General features: G+C 51.9%; 18 protein-coding genes and 1 pseudogene. 2 read left to right on the plus strand and 17 right to left on the minus strand.

The features are described 5' to 3' along the window. Window position 1: 1 nt before the first annotated feature. The 3 genes and pseudogenes from GT3570_RS19350 to GT3570_RS09105 all read right to left on the minus strand — a co-directional run. Window positions 2-166 (minus strand): annotated as a pseudogene (locus GT3570_RS19350) (DapH/DapD/GlmU-related protein); the annotation flags it as partial. Between the two features lie 528 nt (window positions 167-694). After that, window positions 695-844: a maltose acetyltransferase domain-containing protein gene (locus GT3570_RS17945; protein WP_081133156.1), complete on the minus strand. Its 150-nt coding sequence runs from the start codon at window positions 842-844 to the stop codon at window positions 695-697. 50 nt (window positions 845-894) lie between these two features. After that, entirely contained in the window at window positions 895-2,274 is a 1,380-nt protein-coding gene (locus tag GT3570_RS09105; RefSeq protein ID WP_047753036.1) for a D-serine ammonia-lyase, read from the minus strand. Window positions 2,275-2,544: 270 nt separating this feature from the next. Between GT3570_RS09105 and GT3570_RS09110 the strand changes: the two genes are divergently transcribed. Next, window positions 2,545-3,714 carry an MFS transporter gene (locus GT3570_RS09110; RefSeq protein WP_062899100.1) on the plus strand — a complete coding sequence of 390 codons (1,170 nt, stop codon included), beginning with the start codon at window positions 2,545-2,547 and terminating at the stop codon, window positions 3,712-3,714. 72 nt (window positions 3,715-3,786) lie between these two features. After that, window positions 3,787-4,266: a GNAT family N-acetyltransferase gene (locus GT3570_RS09115; protein WP_023633739.1), complete on the plus strand. Its 480-nt coding sequence runs from the start codon at window positions 3,787-3,789 to the stop codon at window positions 4,264-4,266. 110 nt (window positions 4,267-4,376) lie between these two features. Here the strand turns inward: GT3570_RS09115 and GT3570_RS09120 are convergent, their stop codons facing one another. From GT3570_RS09120 to GT3570_RS09185, 14 genes are all read right to left on the minus strand, one after another. Continuing rightward, on the minus strand, window positions 4,377-5,000 hold the full coding sequence (locus GT3570_RS09120; RefSeq protein WP_062898660.1) for an urease accessory protein UreH: 624 nt from the start codon (window positions 4,998-5,000) through the stop codon (window positions 4,377-4,379). A gap of 20 nt (window positions 5,001-5,020) precedes the next feature. Then, complete coding sequence (locus GT3570_RS09125) at window positions 5,021-5,836, minus strand: urease accessory protein UreD (protein WP_062898661.1); 816 nt, start codon at window positions 5,834-5,836, stop codon at window positions 5,021-5,023. Then, on the minus strand, window positions 5,833-6,447 hold the full coding sequence (ureG, locus tag GT3570_RS09130) for an urease accessory protein UreG (protein ID WP_011231413.1): 615 nt from the start codon (window positions 6,445-6,447) through the stop codon (window positions 5,833-5,835). The genes GT3570_RS09125 and ureG overlap by 4 nt, the downstream gene beginning before the upstream one ends. Window positions 6,448-6,496: 49 nt before the next feature. Continuing rightward, window positions 6,497-7,174, minus strand: a complete 678-nt coding sequence (locus GT3570_RS09135; RefSeq protein WP_023633742.1) for an urease accessory protein UreF — start codon at window positions 7,172-7,174, stop codon at window positions 6,497-6,499. Continuing rightward, on the minus strand, window positions 7,167-7,613 hold the full coding sequence (ureE, locus tag GT3570_RS09140; protein ID WP_021321542.1) for an urease accessory protein UreE: 447 nt from the start codon (window positions 7,611-7,613) through the stop codon (window positions 7,167-7,169). The genes GT3570_RS09135 and ureE overlap by 8 nt, the downstream gene beginning before the upstream one ends. A 10-nt stretch (window positions 7,614-7,623) precedes the next feature. Further along, complete coding sequence (gene ureC, locus GT3570_RS09145; protein WP_023633743.1) at window positions 7,624-9,333, minus strand: urease subunit alpha; 1,710 nt, start codon at window positions 9,331-9,333, stop codon at window positions 7,624-7,626. 4 nt (window positions 9,334-9,337) lie between these two features. Then, complete coding sequence (locus GT3570_RS09150; protein WP_062898662.1) at window positions 9,338-9,664, minus strand: urease subunit beta; 327 nt, start codon at window positions 9,662-9,664, stop codon at window positions 9,338-9,340. Between the two features lie 44 nt (window positions 9,665-9,708). After that, window positions 9,709-10,014, minus strand: a complete 306-nt coding sequence (gene ureA, locus GT3570_RS09155) for an urease subunit gamma (RefSeq protein WP_020755308.1) — start codon at window positions 10,012-10,014, stop codon at window positions 9,709-9,711. 84 nt (window positions 10,015-10,098) lie between these two features. Further along, complete coding sequence (gene urtE, locus GT3570_RS09160) at window positions 10,099-10,800, minus strand: urea ABC transporter ATP-binding subunit UrtE (RefSeq protein WP_062898663.1); 702 nt, start codon at window positions 10,798-10,800, stop codon at window positions 10,099-10,101. Further along, window positions 10,779-11,543, minus strand: a complete 765-nt coding sequence (gene urtD, locus GT3570_RS09165) for an urea ABC transporter ATP-binding protein UrtD (RefSeq protein ID WP_062898664.1) — start codon at window positions 11,541-11,543, stop codon at window positions 10,779-10,781. The genes urtE and urtD overlap by 22 nt, the downstream gene beginning before the upstream one ends. Before the next feature lie 2 nt (window positions 11,544-11,545). Beyond that, window positions 11,546-12,577, minus strand: coding sequence for an urea ABC transporter permease subunit UrtC (gene urtC, locus GT3570_RS09170; RefSeq protein ID WP_062898665.1), 1,032 nt, complete (start codon window positions 12,575-12,577; stop codon window positions 11,546-11,548). Between the two features lie 9 nt (window positions 12,578-12,586). Next, window positions 12,587-13,486, minus strand: coding sequence for an urea ABC transporter permease subunit UrtB (gene urtB / locus GT3570_RS09175; RefSeq protein ID WP_062898666.1), 900 nt, complete (start codon window positions 13,484-13,486; stop codon window positions 12,587-12,589). Between the two features lie 56 nt (window positions 13,487-13,542). Then, complete coding sequence (gene urtA / locus GT3570_RS09180) at window positions 13,543-14,799, minus strand: urea ABC transporter substrate-binding protein (RefSeq protein ID WP_062898667.1); 1,257 nt, start codon at window positions 14,797-14,799, stop codon at window positions 13,543-13,545. A 289-nt stretch (window positions 14,800-15,088) separates the two neighbouring features. Beyond that, window positions 15,089-16,486 (minus strand): methyl-accepting chemotaxis protein, encoded by a 1,398-nt coding sequence (locus GT3570_RS09185; protein ID WP_062898668.1) that lies wholly within the window; start codon window positions 16,484-16,486, stop codon window positions 15,089-15,091. Between the last annotated feature and the right edge of the window lie 99 nt (window positions 16,487-16,585).

Consider the following 16,585-nt stretch of genomic DNA (forward strand, 5'->3'; position numbering starts at 1 on the left):
GCTATTTGAGCCATTTGATCACTTTCGCCGGGTTTCCGCCAACGACCGCGTTGGCGGGGACATCTTTTGTCACAACCGCCCCTGAGGCGATGACAGCGTTGTCGCCGATCGTGACGCCCGGGTTGATGACGGCCCGCCCGCCGATCCAGACGTTATGGCCGATCACAACCGGCTTTCCGTACTCCAACCCGGAATTTCGTTCGTGCGGATCGAGCGGGTGAGTCGCCGTATAAATGTGCACACCAGGACCAATAAAACAATGGTCACCGATTCGCACTTCACATACATCCAAAATCACGCCATCAAAGTTCATCCTATTTCGCGCAGGAGACTCCCACTTCAACGACCAAAGGGAGTAAGTGGGAGAGGAATGCGCGTTCCCCCTTTCTTTTGTGGTATGATAGAATAAAGACGTGGAGAAAACCGTTCAATCAAGGCACTCCAATAACGGCTGCTCGATGTATGGAGTTGGTTGCAGGAAACGTTGTAACCGTAAAACATCGAGCGTAGGTCTGTCTGTTGTGTGTGGAAGCCAAGTACTGCCAACAGACACACCGAGAGAATCGGTAACGATGCAGGCATGACCTGCGTCGTTGGGTAGTCGTCAACCTGCCCCCTGATGCAACCCCAAATCAAGGAAGGAGGACGAAGTCCGTTTGCACTTCTGGGGAGTTGCAAGCCCCCACTTCAAGCGTTAGCGAAGTGGGGGTAGTTGACATTCCGTTTCCAACGTTTCGTTATACAAACGAACGAGCCGCCGCGCCCGCTCTCGTTCCTTGACGAGCTCCAAATCGGCGGGGCTGTACAAGTGTCCCGCCACCATCTTTTCCTTTTCGCTTTTCATTCAATCCCTCCAACATCTCGCGTCTTCGCGCAGCACTCCATGGAATGATCTTATCGTCCTTCAGAAAAACCGTTCCCTGTCATCGTTTCGATGCGCACGCCTTCCCGATAATAGGCCTCCATCACATCCTTTGGCACCATGCTTCCACCCGTCGCCCAGCCAATATGGGTGGCGTTTTTCATGTTTTCTTTCAAACCGTTTGCCTCTACGTACGTTTGCCCCGCCAAATCACGAAACAGCCGAACAGGCCCCGCCACCCCCGCCAAGGCGGACGGCTCTAAATAGATTTCCTCCGTTTCAACCATCGCCGCGAGCAAGCGGTAAAGCGTCGAATCGTCCACCGTATAGACGCCGCTGATGACGTTCTCAAGCATGTTTCCCACCAGCCGCGACGGCCGACCCACCGCTAGCCCGTCCGCTTCGGTCTTATTGTCGAGGCCAAAATCTTGCACCGACACGCGGTCGTGCTCTCCTGTCATCAACCCAAGCAGCATGCAAGGCGAATGCGTCGGCTCAGCGAAAAAGCAATGGACATGATCGCCGTACACGAGCTTCAGCCCAAACGTCACCCCGCCCGGACCGCCGCCGACGCCGCAAGGAAGATACACAAAGAGCGGATGGGTTTCATCAACCGTGATGTTCATGTCCTCTAATTGCTTTTTCAGCCGAAACGCCGCCACCGCATAGCCTAAAAACAGATGGATCGAGTTCTCATCATCGATAAAATACGACGTTGGATCCTCGGCGGACTGTCTTCGCGCCTCTTCCACCACTTTGTTGTAATCAGTGAGATGTTCGATGACGGTGACCCCTTTGCTTCGCAATAAGTCTTTTTTCCATTGTTTCGCATCGGCTGACATATGAACGGTGACGCGGAACCCAAGCTGCGCCCCGATGATGCCGATGCTCAAGCCTAAATTTCCTGTCGAACCGACGACAAGCGAATAGCGGGAAAAGAACTGCCGGAATTCTTCGCTGGCCATGACCGCATAGTCCTCTCCTATGGCGATCATACCGTTTGCGAGCGCAAGATCTTCCGCGTGTTTCAACACTTCGTAAATGCCCCCACGCGCCTTGATCGACCCGGAAATCGGGAGATGGCTGTCGCATTTTAGCAACAGCTCCCCCTCGATGTTGGTCTGAAACATCTTTTCCAAACGCCGTTGCATGTTCGGAATCCGGACTAAAGGGGATTCGATGATGCCATAGGCCGGCCGCGTCTCGGGAAAAACTTTCGCGATGTAGGGGGCAAAGCGGCGCAATCGTTCTTCCGCCTCCTTGACATCGCGTTCGCGTAAAGGAATCGTTCGAATAGCTTGCGCAAACGCGTGATATTTTGGATTGCGCCAAAACACCTCTTCGGCCGCCATGATCGTTTTAAGCAGCGGGAATTCCTTTATCCACTTTTGGATTTCGTTTTTGGTCATCATGCACCATTCTCTCCCATGCGTGTTTGTCGTTTCGCACCCTGGGCGGATGCCGGTCCAAAGTCCGCTTCATTGTTTGTCGAACCGTTTACCTCCAGTCTCGCGAAAACCGCTTCCATTGTCAATGGGGAGGAAGGAAAATGGTTTGTGGGCGACATTCAGGAGTGATCCCCAGCCTCGTCGGAACGGCCAAGCAAGGTGCGATCTGCTTTGAAAAACGCCTGTCTTTCCATTATGATGAAAGAGGCAAACCATATCGTGGAGATGATGATCATGGGCAATCGCCGTGATTTATCGCTTTTGTTTCTTGTGATGTTTTTGGTCATGGCCGGGTTTGGCATCATCATTCCCGTCCTTCCGTTTTACGCAGAAAAAATCGGCGCTACTCCAACACAGCTCGGTTGGTTAATGGCCACTTATTCGTTCATGCAATTTTTATTTGCGCCGATGTGGGGGAAATTATCGGACCGATATGGACGAAAACCGATGTTGCTTGTCGGCATTTTTGGTTTGGCCCTTTCGTTTTTCTTGCTCGCCGCCGCCACAACACTTTGGATGTTGTTTGCCGCTCGCATCATCGGGGGATGTTTATCTGCCGCCACGATGCCGACCGCTATGGCATATGTCGCAGATGTGACAACCGAAGAAGACCGGGGCAAAGCAATGGGGATGATCGGAGCGGCCGTTGGGCTTGGATTCATTTTCGGACCGGGGATCGGCGGCGTGTTCTCGAAAGCGAGCTTAACCGCTCCGTTTTGGATGGCAGGCAGCTTGGCGCTCTTGACCGCTCTATTCGTTTTCGTTTTCTTGCATGAGTCGCTTCCGAGAGAAAAACGAATGAATATACGAACAAAGCGGCCATCGCTTGCGGCCGCCCTCCAAGGGCCTGTAGCGCGCCTATACTTACTGCAGCTGATCACAACGTTTTCCCTCGCTGGACTTGAAGCGACGTTCGCCTATTTTGCCGCTGAACGAGCGGGGCTTTCGTCGACGGAGCTCGGTTACATTTTCATGATCATGGGGCTTGCAGGGGCCGTCGTTCAAGGGGGGCTTCTTGGAAAACTGATCCGCTCATTCGGGGAAGGCGCTGTCATTCGTTTCGGGCTGTTCTTGTCAGCAGTTGGCTTTTTTCTCATTTTATTCGTTCATAGCTTTTGGACAGCCGCGCTCTATTTAACGATTTTCGGCATTGGCAACGGCGTCATCCGCCCGTGCGTCTCCGCCTTGTTAACGAAGCATACAGCGGATGGCCAAGGAAGTGCGACAGGCGTTTTATCCTCGTTCGATTCGCTCGGCCGCATTGGCGGTCCGGCGATCGTCGGCTGGCTGTTCACCTTAAAGCCCAGTTTGCCATATGCGGCAGGAATTGCGCTTACATTCATTTCCTTTTCCGTTTTTCAATCGTTCCAACGCGCGATGATGCAAAAAGACACGTCCCTTTGATTCAAGAGGGGATGGGGGTGACCCGCTACACACGCAAGTGCAAGTCTTATGGATAAAAGGAGGAGGAATGCTTTGAACATCGTTCCAATCAAACAATTGAACCGCGCCATGGTCAACCAGTTTTTCACCAACCATTGGGGAAGTCCGCAAATGGTTGTCTCGACCGGCATCTATAACTGCAGCGAACTGGATGGATTTGCGGCTGTCGAGAATGGACAGCGGATCATCGGGCTCATTACGTTTGTGATTCGCGGAAACGAATGCGAGATCATCTCGCTAGACAGCATAATGGAAAACCGCGGCGTCGGCAGCACCCTTTTGCATGAGGCGGAGACATGGGCGAGACAACAAAGGTGCACCGCTGTTCAACTGATCACCACCAACGACAACTTGCATGCGCTTCGTTTCTACCAAAAGCGCGGCTACCAAATTGTGAATGTCTTTCCGAACGCTGTCGACAAGGCGCGGCGAATCAAGCCAAGCATTCCGAAAACAAGTCCTGACGGCATTCCAATTCGGGATGAGTTATTGCTGGTGAAACCACTGGCGTGACACGATGTGATGATGACGCCGCATCGAAAAAGAAGCACCGGCCTTCTCCCAAGACCGGTGCTTCTTTGTTTTGAACAACCCTCCACCTATGACGCCAGCCGCGAGGAGCGTCAAATTTCGGCGGCGATATGATACATGTAATAGACCCCATAGGCGATGCTGATGAGGGAGACGGTTTTCACGATCCATTGATTCATGACTTGCTGTTTCGCTTTCATCCAAACAAACGGAATCCCGAGAAACGTCGTGAACAGCATCATGCCGATGACCGTTCCTAGGCCAAAAATCAAAATAAAAGCAAGAGCCATCCAAGTTCCTTTGACCGTCGTCATCGTCAACAACACCATTCCTGCGCTGCCGGCTAAACCGTGGACGATGCCGATCAATGTCGATTTCACATGCAAATGATGAATATCGCCTTGGTGACGATGATCCAGCCTCATTGTCGAACGGAAACTAGCAATTCCTAGAATAACGATCATGATGCCGACGCCCATTTCAAGATAAGAAGCAATCTGTTCAGGAATTTGCCGCTCAAAGGCGATCATCGCCATCCCGACGACAAGCAGCGTCAACGTATGGCCGATTCCCCAAAACATGCCGGCCAGCGATGAAAGGGACAGTTTTTTCGTCCGGCTGGCAACGGTCGAAACGGCAATGACGTGATCCGGTTCCGTCGCATGCTTCATTCCTAGCAACAATCCAAACAAGAGCACAGGCCATATCGATCCCATTGTCTTCATCCTTTCCCTTCTCAATATTTCCTCCAGCAGACTGGCGCTTTCTCACCGCATTGTTGGCGAATGAACTGTTGGACGCGTTGGAATATCGCTTCGATGACCGATGTTTCATACGCCAATATACGTACAGAAAAGCCTGGAACGGCCGCCGCTGAAAAACCGCAGCGAACCTCTTGCGGCATCTCTTCCATGAATTGGTTGAACTGTTCTAACACTTCCTTTGTGATAAACGGAGAAAGAGCCACCAATGATCCGACATGCGTATAGCCGCCAAGCTGCAGCATGCTCATTAAGTGCTGCCGCGAATCCAAGTACAGATGATCAAACAGAACGAGCACTTCGTCTTGATACACCTTCAGTTTCGAACGAATCCAATCGTAGCGGAACAGCTCGCCGCTTTCCGACCATCCAGGTGTGATGATTTCGCCATAAACGAACGTGGAGCTTGGCGTGATGTACACCGTCGTTTCTTGATAAAAGCGCGCATGCTCATAGGCGATCGTCGGGTCGGGGAAATATTCAAGTACGCTTTGCTCCCCAAGTGACAATCGTGTATACTGCCTTACAGGCGTTGAAGGAGTTTTGTAGATTTTCGCCGCCGACTGGGTCGTCACCATCAACCGGGCGCTGGGCTCGAGGAAGATTTCCATATCATATGAATCCCCATCGACATACCCGCCGCCCACGTGGACAAGATATAACGTCGGATGAGCCGGGTCGAGGTAAACAGGACGCATCAGTTTCAGCGCCCCTTCACTATAGTTGTCCAAAATGACGGTGCGGCCGTTTTTCACGACCGCTGTACATCGCAAACGCCCCGTCCAGCTCATTCTTCCAGCCCTGCCAGCAGCACCTGTTTTTCGATCCAATCCACAACGTCAAAAAGACCAATCTCTTCTTTTAAATTCGTAAAAATGACCGGCTTCGCCCCTCGCGCTGCTTTGGCGTCCCGTTCCATCACTTCCAGACTGGCGCCGACGTAAGGGGCAAGGTCGATTTTGTTGATCACGAGCAAATCCGACTTAATCATCCCTTGCCCGCCTTTGCGCGGAATTTTCTCCCCTTGGGCGACGTCGATGACATAAATGGAGAAATCAACCAACTCCGGGCTGAAGGTCGCCGCCAAGTTATCGCCGCCGCTCTCGATCAAAATGAGTTCCACATCTGGATGGCGCCGTTTCAGTTCATCAATGGCCGCAAAATTCATTGATGCGTCTTCGCGAATGGCCGTATGCGGGCATCCGCCCGTTTCGACGCCGATAATCCGATCTTCCGGCAGAACGCTGTGTTTGATTAAAAATTGGGCATCTTCTTTTGTATAAATATCATTCGTAATGACCGCGATGCTAAAGCGGCGATGCATCGCCCGCGTCAGCTTCTCGACAAGCATCGTTTTGCCGGCGCCGACCGGGCCGCCGATGCCGATTCGTACCGGTTCCATTCTGGATTCTCCCTTCTCTGTCCTTCTTTCGTTCCACGTCAAACAAGATTTACGACATAAACAATCGAACAGGAAGACGTTCATGCTGCATTTGTGCAATTTCCAGACCAACGGCTGCCGCTCCGAGCTCCTCTTCGTCGAGCGTCTCGATGATGCTTGCGGCATGAATCAAATATGGCTGCACCATGACAAGAAGCTTTTGCCCGTCCGTTTGACCGAGGGGGATGCCGCGGACCGCGTTTTGCACCATCGTTTGTACGGAAGCAAACAAATACGTCAGCACCGTCGTTTGTTTGGCTGCTCCGATTTTGCGGCCAACCGCCGCAAACACAATGGCCGGATGAATGGACCGCGTCGTTTGCACGATCTCATCCAATTCATCGACTCCGTAAATGTCGCGGCACAGTTTCCATAAGCGCCCCCCAATCATTCTCGTTCCTTCTCGCGTTTCCTTCGCCAAGCAGAGAGCAAACAGCGTGTCGTTCAGCCGCCGCAGTCCTTCCATACGGTCGACTTCCAACTGCTCATAGGCGATCCGGCACGCCAATCCATCCGTATACGTCAGCTGGGTCTGAATATAAGCGACAAGCACATCGCCAAACGTTTTGGCATCGCAAATTTGTTCATTGTACATGTATGTTTCAAACCCAAAGGAATGGGAAAATGCTCCAGACGGAAAATTCGAATCGGAGAGCTGCAGCAGCCACAACAACTGTTGGTCAGTCATGGCGATGCCCGATATGGCGGAACGCTTGTTTTACTTTCCGTTTTTCCCGCTTGTACGGGATGGCGAGCTGCTGAAGCAGCTCTTCGACTAAATAGTCATATTGGACGAGCATTTCCCCTTCCTCGAATTGGGCGGGCAAATGGCGGTTGCCGAGCTGATGAGCGATCTCCCCCATTTGTTTCAACGAAACCGGCTTTATAACAAGCAAATCCTCGGGAAGAACGGAAACAACGATCGCGTTATGGTCATCCATCCACAATACATCTCCATCCGCCAATTCTTTAGCTTCCTTTAGGCGAATGCCAAGTTCCCGCCCGTGATCGGTCACGACCCGCTGGATTCGTTTCACTAAATCGTCGCTTGCCATGTACACCCGTTCGATGTGCGGGGGGAGAGAAGGGAGGGTTTGAATATTGCCGATAATCGTTTCAATAATCATCATCATCACCTCAAAAAAGAAAATATCGTTGCGCCATGGCCACCACTTCGGCCGGCTCGCACGTAATGAGCCGCCCGTCGACCTTCACTTCATACGTCTGCGGATCGACATCGATTTGGGGCATGGCGTTGTTGAATACCATATCGTGTTTAGTCAAAGAGCGAATGTTTCCAACCGGCTTGACGATTTTGTGCAGCCCCAGCTTGTCCGGAATGCCGCGCTCGAACGCCGCTTTGGACAAAAACGTAATGGACGTTTTCGCGATGGCGGCGCCATAGCTGGCGAACATCGGGCGGTACAGCGCGGGTTGCGGCGTCGGAATGCTGGCGTTCGGGTCGCCCATCACGCTGTAGGCGATCATCCCGCCTTTGATGACGAGCTCAGGCTTGACCCCGAAAAAAGCGGGATGCCAAACGACCAAATCCGCGAATTTTCCGACTTCCACCGAGCCGACATATTCGGCAATCCCATGCGTAATGGCTGGATTGATCGTGTATTTGGCTACATACCGTTTGACGCGAACATTATCGCCCCGCCCCGTTTCCTCCGGCAAGCGGCCAAACTGTTTTTTCATTTTGTCGGCCGTTTGCCACGTGCGTAAAATGACTTCACCGACGCGCCCCATCGCTTGCGAGTCGGAACTGATCATGCTGAACGCGCCGATGTCGTGCAAAATATCTTCAGCAGCAATCGTTTCTTTGCGGATGCGCGAATCGGCAAAGGCAATGTCTTCCGGAACGGACGGATCTAAATGATGGCACACCATTAACATATCTAAATGCTCATCAAGCGTGTTTTTCGTATACGGCCGCGTCGGATTCGTGGAAGAAGGCAAAATGTTCGGGAAGCTGGCGACTTTCATAATATCGGGCGCATGCCCCCCTCCGGCTCCTTCCGTATGGTATGTATGAATGACGCGCCCGTTAATGGCCTTCAGTGTATGCTCGACAAACCCGCCTTCATTCAATGTATCGGTATGAATGGCGACTTGCACATCGTACTCATCCGCCACTCGCAAGCACGCATCAATCGCCGCCGCCGTCGTTCCCCAGTCTTCATGAAGTTTGAGTCCAATCGCTCCGGCGCGGACTTGCTCAGCGATCGGCTCTTTCGCCGATGCGTTGCCTTTTCCTAAAAAACCGATATTCATCGGGAACGCTTCGGCGGCTTCAAGCATCCGGTAAATGTTCCACTCTCCCGGCGTGCACGTCGTGGCATTCGTTCCGGTCGCCGGCCCGGTCCCGCCGCCGATCATCGTCGTAATGCCCGATGATAGAGCAGTTTCGATTTGCTGCGGGCAAATGAAATGGATATGGGCGTCGACCCCGCCGGCTGTCACGATTTTTCCTTCCGCCGCGATCACTTCCGTTGAGGCGCCGATGACAATATTGACGCCATCCATTAACAGCGGATTCCCAGCCTTGCCGATGGCGGCGATGTTTCCATCTTTGATCCCGATATCGGCTTTGTAAATGCCGGTGTAATCAACGATGACGGCATTCGTCAGCACTAAATCGACCGCTTCGTCGCGGGTTGCGAGCGGATGTTGCCCCATCCCGTCGCGAATCACCTTCCCACCGCCGAATTTCACTTCATCGCCGTAAACCGTATAGTCATGCTCAATTTCAACCCATAAGTCCGTATCCGCCAACCGGATGCAGTCCCCGGTCGTCGGTCCAAACATATCCGCGTATTGCCGTCTTGACATGGAAAAACTCATTCTCTTACTCTCCCTTCTTGCTGCCATCAAGCGGACCGTTGACCATATTGTTTAGTCCGTACACCCGGCGCTTGCCGGAGAACGGAACAAGCTCTACTTGCTTCGCATCTCCGGGCTCAAAACGAACCGCTGTCCCGGCTGGAATGTTCAAATGTTTTCCGTATGCGGCCTGTCGGTCAAATTCGAGAAACGAATTGACTTCAAAAAAGTGAAAATGGGAACCGACCTGCACCGGGCGGTCGCCGCGGTTTATGACCGTCAGCTTCGTAACCGGCTTTTGCCGGTTGCACACAATCGGTTCGTCGCGCAATCGGTATTCTCCTGGGATCATAAGATCACTCCTTTATCCACCTTCATCGGAATCGGCCGGCGCTATTACGACCGGATCGGCTGGTGGACAGTGACGAGTTTCGTGCCGTCCGGAAACGTCGCCTCGACTTGAATCTCGTCGATCATGTCAGCGACGCCTTCCATCACATCATCGCGCGTCAAAATCGTTGCGCCGTATTGCATCAACTCCGCCACCGTCCGCCCGTCGCGGGCTCCTTCCATCAGTTCATACGTAATGAGCGCCACCGCTTCCGGATAATTTAGCTTCAAGCCCCGCTCTTTCCGGCGGCGCGCCAAATCAGCGGCAACGACGATCAGCAGCTTTTCCTGTTCACGCGGAGTCAGTTTCACTCATCTCTTCCCCCCTCTTGAATGCTCCCGCCTATACTCGCAGGTTCAAAAAATCTCTCATTCGCTAACACCGCTGTCTGCTGCTTAAACAGCAAGAAACGATTGAATATAAGTCAAATCAGCCCCATCGACATCCCCTTTCGCCACGACAGCGCCGCGATCCAAAATATAGAAACGATCGGCACAAGAAAACGCCAGCTCCACGTTATGTTCGACCAATATGATGCCAACCTGCTTTTCTTTGGCAATTTTCATAATCGCATCATGAATCAACGCAACGATCGAGGGCTGAATGCCTTCCATCGGTTCATCAAGCAAGAGCAGTTTCGGTCGGCCGGCCAACGCGCGGGCAATGGCCAGCTGTTGCTGCTGTCCGCCGCTTAAATCTCCTCCTTTTCGCTGGCGCATCTCTTTTAAAATCGGGAACAGCGCGTACATTTCATCAAGGGTCGGCTGGGGACGGACTTTTTCGGCCTGCGCTTCCAGCCCGAGAAGAATATTTTCCTCCACCGTCAACGCCGAAAAAATTTCCCTCCCTTGCGGCACATAGCCGATCCCTGCCCGCGCCCGACGCTCCGGCGGCCATCGCGTGATATCTTCTCCTTCCCATTCGATCACGCCTGACATCGGGCGAATCAACCCGATGATCGTTTTCATCAACGTCGTTTTGCCGACTCCGTTTCTGCCCAACACCGCCGTCACCCGACCAAGAGGAACATCCATGTCAACATGATCGAGCACCACACTTCCGTCATAGCCAGCGGTTACATTCCGGAGGCATAACACGCGTTTTTCCTCCTTCCAAGATACACATCGATGACTTGTTCGTTTTGCTGCACCTCATCAATCGAGCCTTCGCACAATACTTTTCCTTCATGCATGACCGTCACTTGCTTCGAATAACGGCGGACAAAGTCCATATCATGCTCCACAATGATCACCGCACAATGTTTGGCGATTTCGTGCAGCCATTCCCCCGTGCGCTCCCGTTCCGCCGCGCTCATGCCGGCAATCGGCTCATCCAATAAGAGAAGTTGCGGGCGCTGAATCAGCTGCATGCCAATTTCCAACCACTGCTTTTGGCCATGAGACAGGGTGCCCGCTAAGCGATGACGTTCATCGAGCAATCCAATTTTCTCTAGCTGTGCTGCCATCATTTCTTTCTCTTCTCCAGTCAACTTCGCCCGCAAAACGGAACGCAGACGCCGATCTTGTCGCATGGCTAACTCCATATTTTCCCACACCGTCAAAAATGGAAAAATGGAAGGGCTTTGAAACTTCCGGGCGATCCCCATTTGCACAATTTCATATTCGGGCCGTTTCGTGATGTCATGGGAGAAAAACAGCACTCGGCCGTCCGTCGCTCTCGTCCGTCCGCAAATGACATCGAGCAGCGTCGTTTTCCCCGCTCCGTTCGGGCCGATCAAAAACCGCACTTCATGAGGGTAAACCGCGAGATCAACACCTTGCAAAGCACGAAATCCATCGAAGTCAACGACGACGTCACGACACATCAACACGGGCTTCACGTTCATGCCCCCCTTTTTGCTTTGATGCGAACGGCAACGAGCGATTCATAAATGCCCGCCAATCCTTTCGGAACCAATAACACGACAACGACAAACAGCGCGCCTAACAAAAGCAGCCATAGATCCGGATAATTTTCGCTTAAAAAGCTTTTCGCCGTGTTCATGACAATCGCGCCAATGATCGCGCCCATGAGCGATTGGCGTCCGCCGACAGCGGCCCATAACACCATTTCGATCGAAGGAATAATCCCCATCATCTCCGGGGAAATGAGCCCGACTTGCAGGACAAACAATGCGCCTGCCACTCCGGCAAAGGCTGCTGACAAACTATACACAAACACTTTATAGACGGTCGGATTGAATCCTAAAAAACGAACCCGGTTTTCCGCGTCGCGAATCGCGATGAGCACCTTCCCCAACCGTCCGGACGTCAAGCGGCGCGCCGCGACGAAAATGAGAGCGAGACAGGCCGTTGTCAGCCAATACAAAACGATTTGGGTGAGCGGCGATGACAGCGAAAAACCAAACACGGTCGAAAAATTGGTCAAGCCGTTCGTTCCGCCTGTCCATTCTTGCTTGCCGATAAACAACGTAACAAACACGACAACAACCGCCTGGGAAAGGAGAGAAAAATAGACACCTTTAATCCGATTTTTAAACGTTAAATAGCTTAATAGCGCAGCGAGCAACGTAGGAAGAGCGATCGCGGCGGCGATGGCCACCATAGGATGCGCAAACGGCTTCCAAAACCACGGCAGTTCGCGCACGCCGCTCCATTCCATAAAATCAGGCAAATGCCCTCGCGAAGCTTCGAGCTTCAAATACATCGCCATGCAATAAGCGCCTAACCCGAAGTACACCCCATGGCCGAGGCTCAAAATGCCGGTATAGCCCCAAATGAGGGAGATGCCGACCGCCACGATGGCAAAGCAAAGAAATTTGCCGAGCAGGGACAAGCGGAACTCGGTCAAATAAAACGGCGCAAGAAACAAGGCGGCAAAAAACAGCCAGTATCCCCAACGTTTGTTCACCATGCTCCCCCCTCAATCGAGCGACCGCGTTCTCACGCTAAGAAGACCGGATGGTTTCCATTGCAAGAAAGCAATAATCAAAACGAACACAATGACTTTGGCAATGGTGGCGCTTGTGGAATATTCGACGAACGTCGAAATCAAACCAATGCCAAATGCCCCCAGCAGCGTCCCGGCCAGTTTTCCCACTCCCCCTAAAATGACGACCATAAACGCATCGACAATATAGTATGTGCCGATCGTCGGCCCGATCGGCCCAAGCAAGGTCAACGCGCATCCCGCCACCCCCGCCAACCCTGAACCGATGGCAAACGAGTAAGCATCGACCTTTTGCGTGGCAATGCCGAGGCAGGCTGCCATCGACCGGTTCATGGTGACGGCTTGAATGCGTCGGCCAGCTCGTGTTTTCATTAAATACATATAGAGAAAGAAAACGATCGCCAACACAAGGCAAAGAATAAACAACCGTTTATACGGAAACACTGTCCCAAACAAGCGGATTCCGCCATCCAGCCAGCTTGGCGGCACAACCGCCACGTTGGGCGCCCCAAAGATGAGACGGGCGGTCTGTTGCAAAATCAAACTGATCCCCCATGTAGCCAACAAACTGTCCAACGGACGGCGATACAAATGGCGGATCAAACTTTTTTCCAGCCCCCATCCAAGCAGAGCGGCTGCCAAAAATGACAATGGAATGGCGGCGACAAAATACAGCCCTGCCGAGTGCGGCATATGGCTAGTGAACCATTGCTGGATGACATAGGTCGTATACGCTCCGACCATCATCAGTTCACCGTGCGCCATATTGATGACGCCCATCAGCCCGAACGTGATCGCCAACCCAATGGCAATCAAAAGCAAAATCGAACCGACGCTCAGCCCGTTGAATAATTGGTCAATGAACATCGCCATCCCCCCTCTCATGTCCGCTGGGCAAGAAGGAAGGAAATCCCTTCCTTCCAAGTGAACTATTCACTTAATCCTTTCGCCCATGGGTAGCTTTTTAAATACGGATCCGGCTTCACCGGCTGGCCGGAATTCCATAACTCTTTGAATTGTCCGTCCGCTTGGATTTCGCCAATGCGCACCGTTTTCCATAGATGCTGCGTTTCCCCGTCAATTTTCACCGTTCCTTCCGGCGCCTTGTATTCAAGGCCGGCCGCCGCTTTTTTCACTTGATCAACATCAAAGGAACCGGCTTTTTTCACTGCTTCGGCCCATAAATGAACCGCAGTATACGCCGCTTCAATCGGGTCATCCGTCACGCGGTCTTGTCCATACTTTTCTTTATACTTTTGTACAAATGCCTTATTCTCCGGTGTATCGGTCGTCTGAAAATAGTTCCACACAGCCAAATGACCGGCCAACACATCCGGCCCGATCCCGCGGATTTCTTCTTCTGCGATGCTGACGGACATCACCGTCACGTCTTTCGGCGTGATGCCAGCGTCTTTCAACTGTTTGAAAAAGGCGACATTGCTATCGCCGTTGAGCGTATTGAAGACGACAGCCGGTTTCACTTGTTTGATTTTGCTGATAATGGTGCTATAATCGGTATGGCCGAGCGGCGTATATTCTTCCCCGACCACTTGCCCTCCTTCGGCCTTCAGCTGAGCCTTGATGATTTTGTTGGCTGTCCGCGGAAAGACGTAATCCGACCCAAGCAAGAAAAACGTTTTGCCGCGGTTTTTCAAGAGCCAGCTGACCGCCGGAACGATTTGTTGATTCGTCGTCGCCCCGGTGTAAAAGATGTTCGGTGATGACTCCATCCCTTCATATTGCACCGGATACCAAAGCAGCCCGTTGTTTTGCTCCACAACCGGAAGCATCGCCTTGCGGCTCGCCGATGTCCAACCGCCGAAAATGGCGGCCACTTGATCTTTTTGCAGCAATTTTTTCGCCTTTTCGGCAAATGTCGGCCAGTCGGACGCTCCATCTTCCACAACCGGTTCAATCTTCTTGCTGAGCAGCCCGCCCGATGCATTGATTTCCTCAATGGCCATTAACTCGGCATCGCGCAGCGACACTTCACTGATGGCCATCGTTCCGCTTAACGAGTGCAGGATTCCTACTTTGACCACATCCCCTTCTTTGCCAGCCGAAGATGAATCATTTTGATTCTCGTTTTTGGCTTGATCCACTGCTGATGACGCCGCACATCCCCCAAGAGCAAAAACACTGACGCATAAAAGCAGCCATAATTTCCACATGAATGCTGGTTTCATTCGCACACCCTTCCCCCTATTCATTTGAAACATCGATGAATTCCTGCCCCTCGTTCATCTAAAAGAGCGCATCCCTCCCTTGTTCCTCAAAAGCGATGCATGTTCTCCACGTTGAGGATTTGTTCTTGATTAGCAGTATAAGGCCCACGTTTCACGGAGTCAACATATTTGTCATATTTTATTACATATTTTTGTTATATTTATTATCAATCATCTTCCGACCAATCAGCCAGGTCGAAAAACAAAACATGCCCCAAAAAGGCACACATGCACCTTTTTGGGGCAGCGTTCATTTCACAAGCGACAAATCCACTCCAATGACCCCGACAATTTGACCGTTATGATCCCTAATGGGAGCGGACACCGTGACGCAAAGATGTTTCGTCAATGCCGATACATACGGATCGGAAACATACACTGTTCCTCTACAAGCTTCCTGAAACCACGACCGGACTTTGGCGTTGACCAAGCCCGCCGGCGGATTCGAATAGACAAACGCCCCATCAAGACGATTCGACCAGACAGCCTCAATCTCTCCATTCTCAGATAAAAATCGATCCAGCACGCGTTGATGCATGGCCTCATCCATTTGTTCCAACGGAGCTGACTGAAGCAAAGCCGATAGTTTCTGAATCGTGTTTTTCACGACCGCATCATCGACAGAAATCGTTTCTCTCATCCAATCACGTCCGACCGTTTGCTGCAGCTCCTCCGCTGTCTTTTGCAGCGCTTCATTAATGCGCAAAATCTGTTCGACGCTTTCATGCTGTTCGTTCATATCCGCCGTCACTCGCTCGACAAACCGTTGATTTTCCCGGCTCAATTGCACGATTTCTTCTAGGAGAACGGCGATTTCTTTCACGCTGTCCGACTGCCCAGACGCTGACCGGACAGAAGAGGAGACGAGGTCCGTCATATCATTCAGCTGTCGCTGCAGCAAATGAAGGAACGACATAATCGCTTCCATTTCTTTCTCTTCGACATCGATTTGCTTTGTTTCTTCGCGAACGATATCGGTTGTCGCTGCGATTTCGCGTTGAATAAGGGACAAAATATCCTGTGTTTGCTGGACAGCTTCCGACGTTTGATTCGCCAACATGCCGATTTCCCGCGCGACGACCGCAAACCCGCGCCCATGTTCTCCCGCACGAGCCGCCTCAATATTGGCATTGAGCGACAAAATTTTCGTTTTCTGCGAAATCTCGCCGATCGCTGATATAATTTCATTGATGCGTCGCGAATGATGAACGAGACGGTCCATTTGTTCCAATAACGTTTCATGGTGGGAGCGCAGTGTTCGAATTTCTTTTTGCAACGTCTCCAATGAATTCCATGAATGCAGCCAATGTTCGGAAAACTGCTGGCTGCTCGCATACATATCACGCGAAGATGCAGCGATTTCCCTAGCCGCCTCCTCGATTGTTCGCATTTTGTTCGCCACTTTTTCCGTATACTCCACCGTTTTCTCGCTATGGTCCATCAGCTCTGCCGCACTATTCCGGCTTGAATCGGAAATGTCATTCAGCGAAAGTGCCGCCATCTTCATCTGTTCCATCGCTGCTTTGAGCTGATCAACCGCCACAACAATTTGCCTTGCAATTTGTTGCGGTCCTCCCTGCGTTTCCTCACGTCGAGGCTGATCCAGTTCGCGCTTTATTTTTCGTTCCGCACGTCTCGCAAAAATCAACAGGCGTCACTCCTTATGTCATTTTTTATTACATAATTATAATATAAAATATAACAAAAGGACATATAAAAATAAGACGCCCGTTCTTCTAAAAACGAG

It is taken from the genome of Geobacillus thermoleovorans, assembly GCF_001610955.1.
In the GTDB taxonomy this organism is placed as follows: domain Bacteria; phylum Bacillota; class Bacilli; order Bacillales; family Anoxybacillaceae; genus Geobacillus; species Geobacillus thermoleovorans.

Bases quoted from the DNA above. Each gene is read 5' to 3' on its own strand.
- GT3570_RS17945 (WP_081133156.1), bottom strand. From the start codon at position 844: ATGAAAAGCGAAAAGGAAAAGATGGTGGCGGGACACTTGTACAGCCCC.
- GT3570_RS09105 (WP_047753036.1), bottom strand. From the start codon at position 2,274: ATGATGACCAAAAACGAAATCCAAAAGTGGATAAAGGAATTCCCGCTG.
- GT3570_RS09110 (WP_062899100.1), top strand. From the start codon at position 2,545: ATGGGCAATCGCCGTGATTTATCGCTTTTGTTTCTTGTGATGTTTTTG.
- GT3570_RS09120 (WP_062898660.1), bottom strand. From the start codon at position 5,000: ATGGGATCGATATGGCCTGTGCTCTTGTTTGGATTGTTGCTAGGAATG.
- GT3570_RS09125 (WP_062898661.1), bottom strand. From the start codon at position 5,836: ATGAGCTGGACGGGGCGTTTGCGATGTACAGCGGTCGTGAAAAACGGC.
- ureG (WP_011231413.1), bottom strand. From the start codon at position 6,447: ATGGAACCGGTACGAATCGGCATCGGCGGCCCGGTCGGCGCCGGCAAA.
- GT3570_RS09135 (WP_023633742.1), bottom strand. From the start codon at position 7,174: ATGACTGACCAACAGTTGTTGTGGCTGCTGCAGCTCTCCGATTCGAAT.
- ureE (WP_021321542.1), bottom strand. From the start codon at position 7,613: ATGATTATTGAAACGATTATCGGCAATATTCAAACCCTCCCTTCTCTC.
- ureC (WP_023633743.1), bottom strand. From the start codon at position 9,333: ATGAGTTTTTCCATGTCAAGACGGCAATACGCGGATATGTTTGGACCG.
- GT3570_RS09150 (WP_062898662.1), bottom strand. From the start codon at position 9,664: ATGATCCCAGGAGAATACCGATTGCGCGACGAACCGATTGTGTGCAAC.
- urtC (WP_062898665.1), bottom strand. From the start codon at position 12,577: ATGGTGAACAAACGTTGGGGATACTGGCTGTTTTTTGCCGCCTTGTTT.
- urtB (WP_062898666.1), bottom strand. From the start codon at position 13,486: ATGGCGATGTTCATTGACCAATTATTCAACGGGCTGAGCGTCGGTTCG.
- urtA (WP_062898667.1), bottom strand. From the start codon at position 14,799: ATGAAACCAGCATTCATGTGGAAATTATGGCTGCTTTTATGCGTCAGT.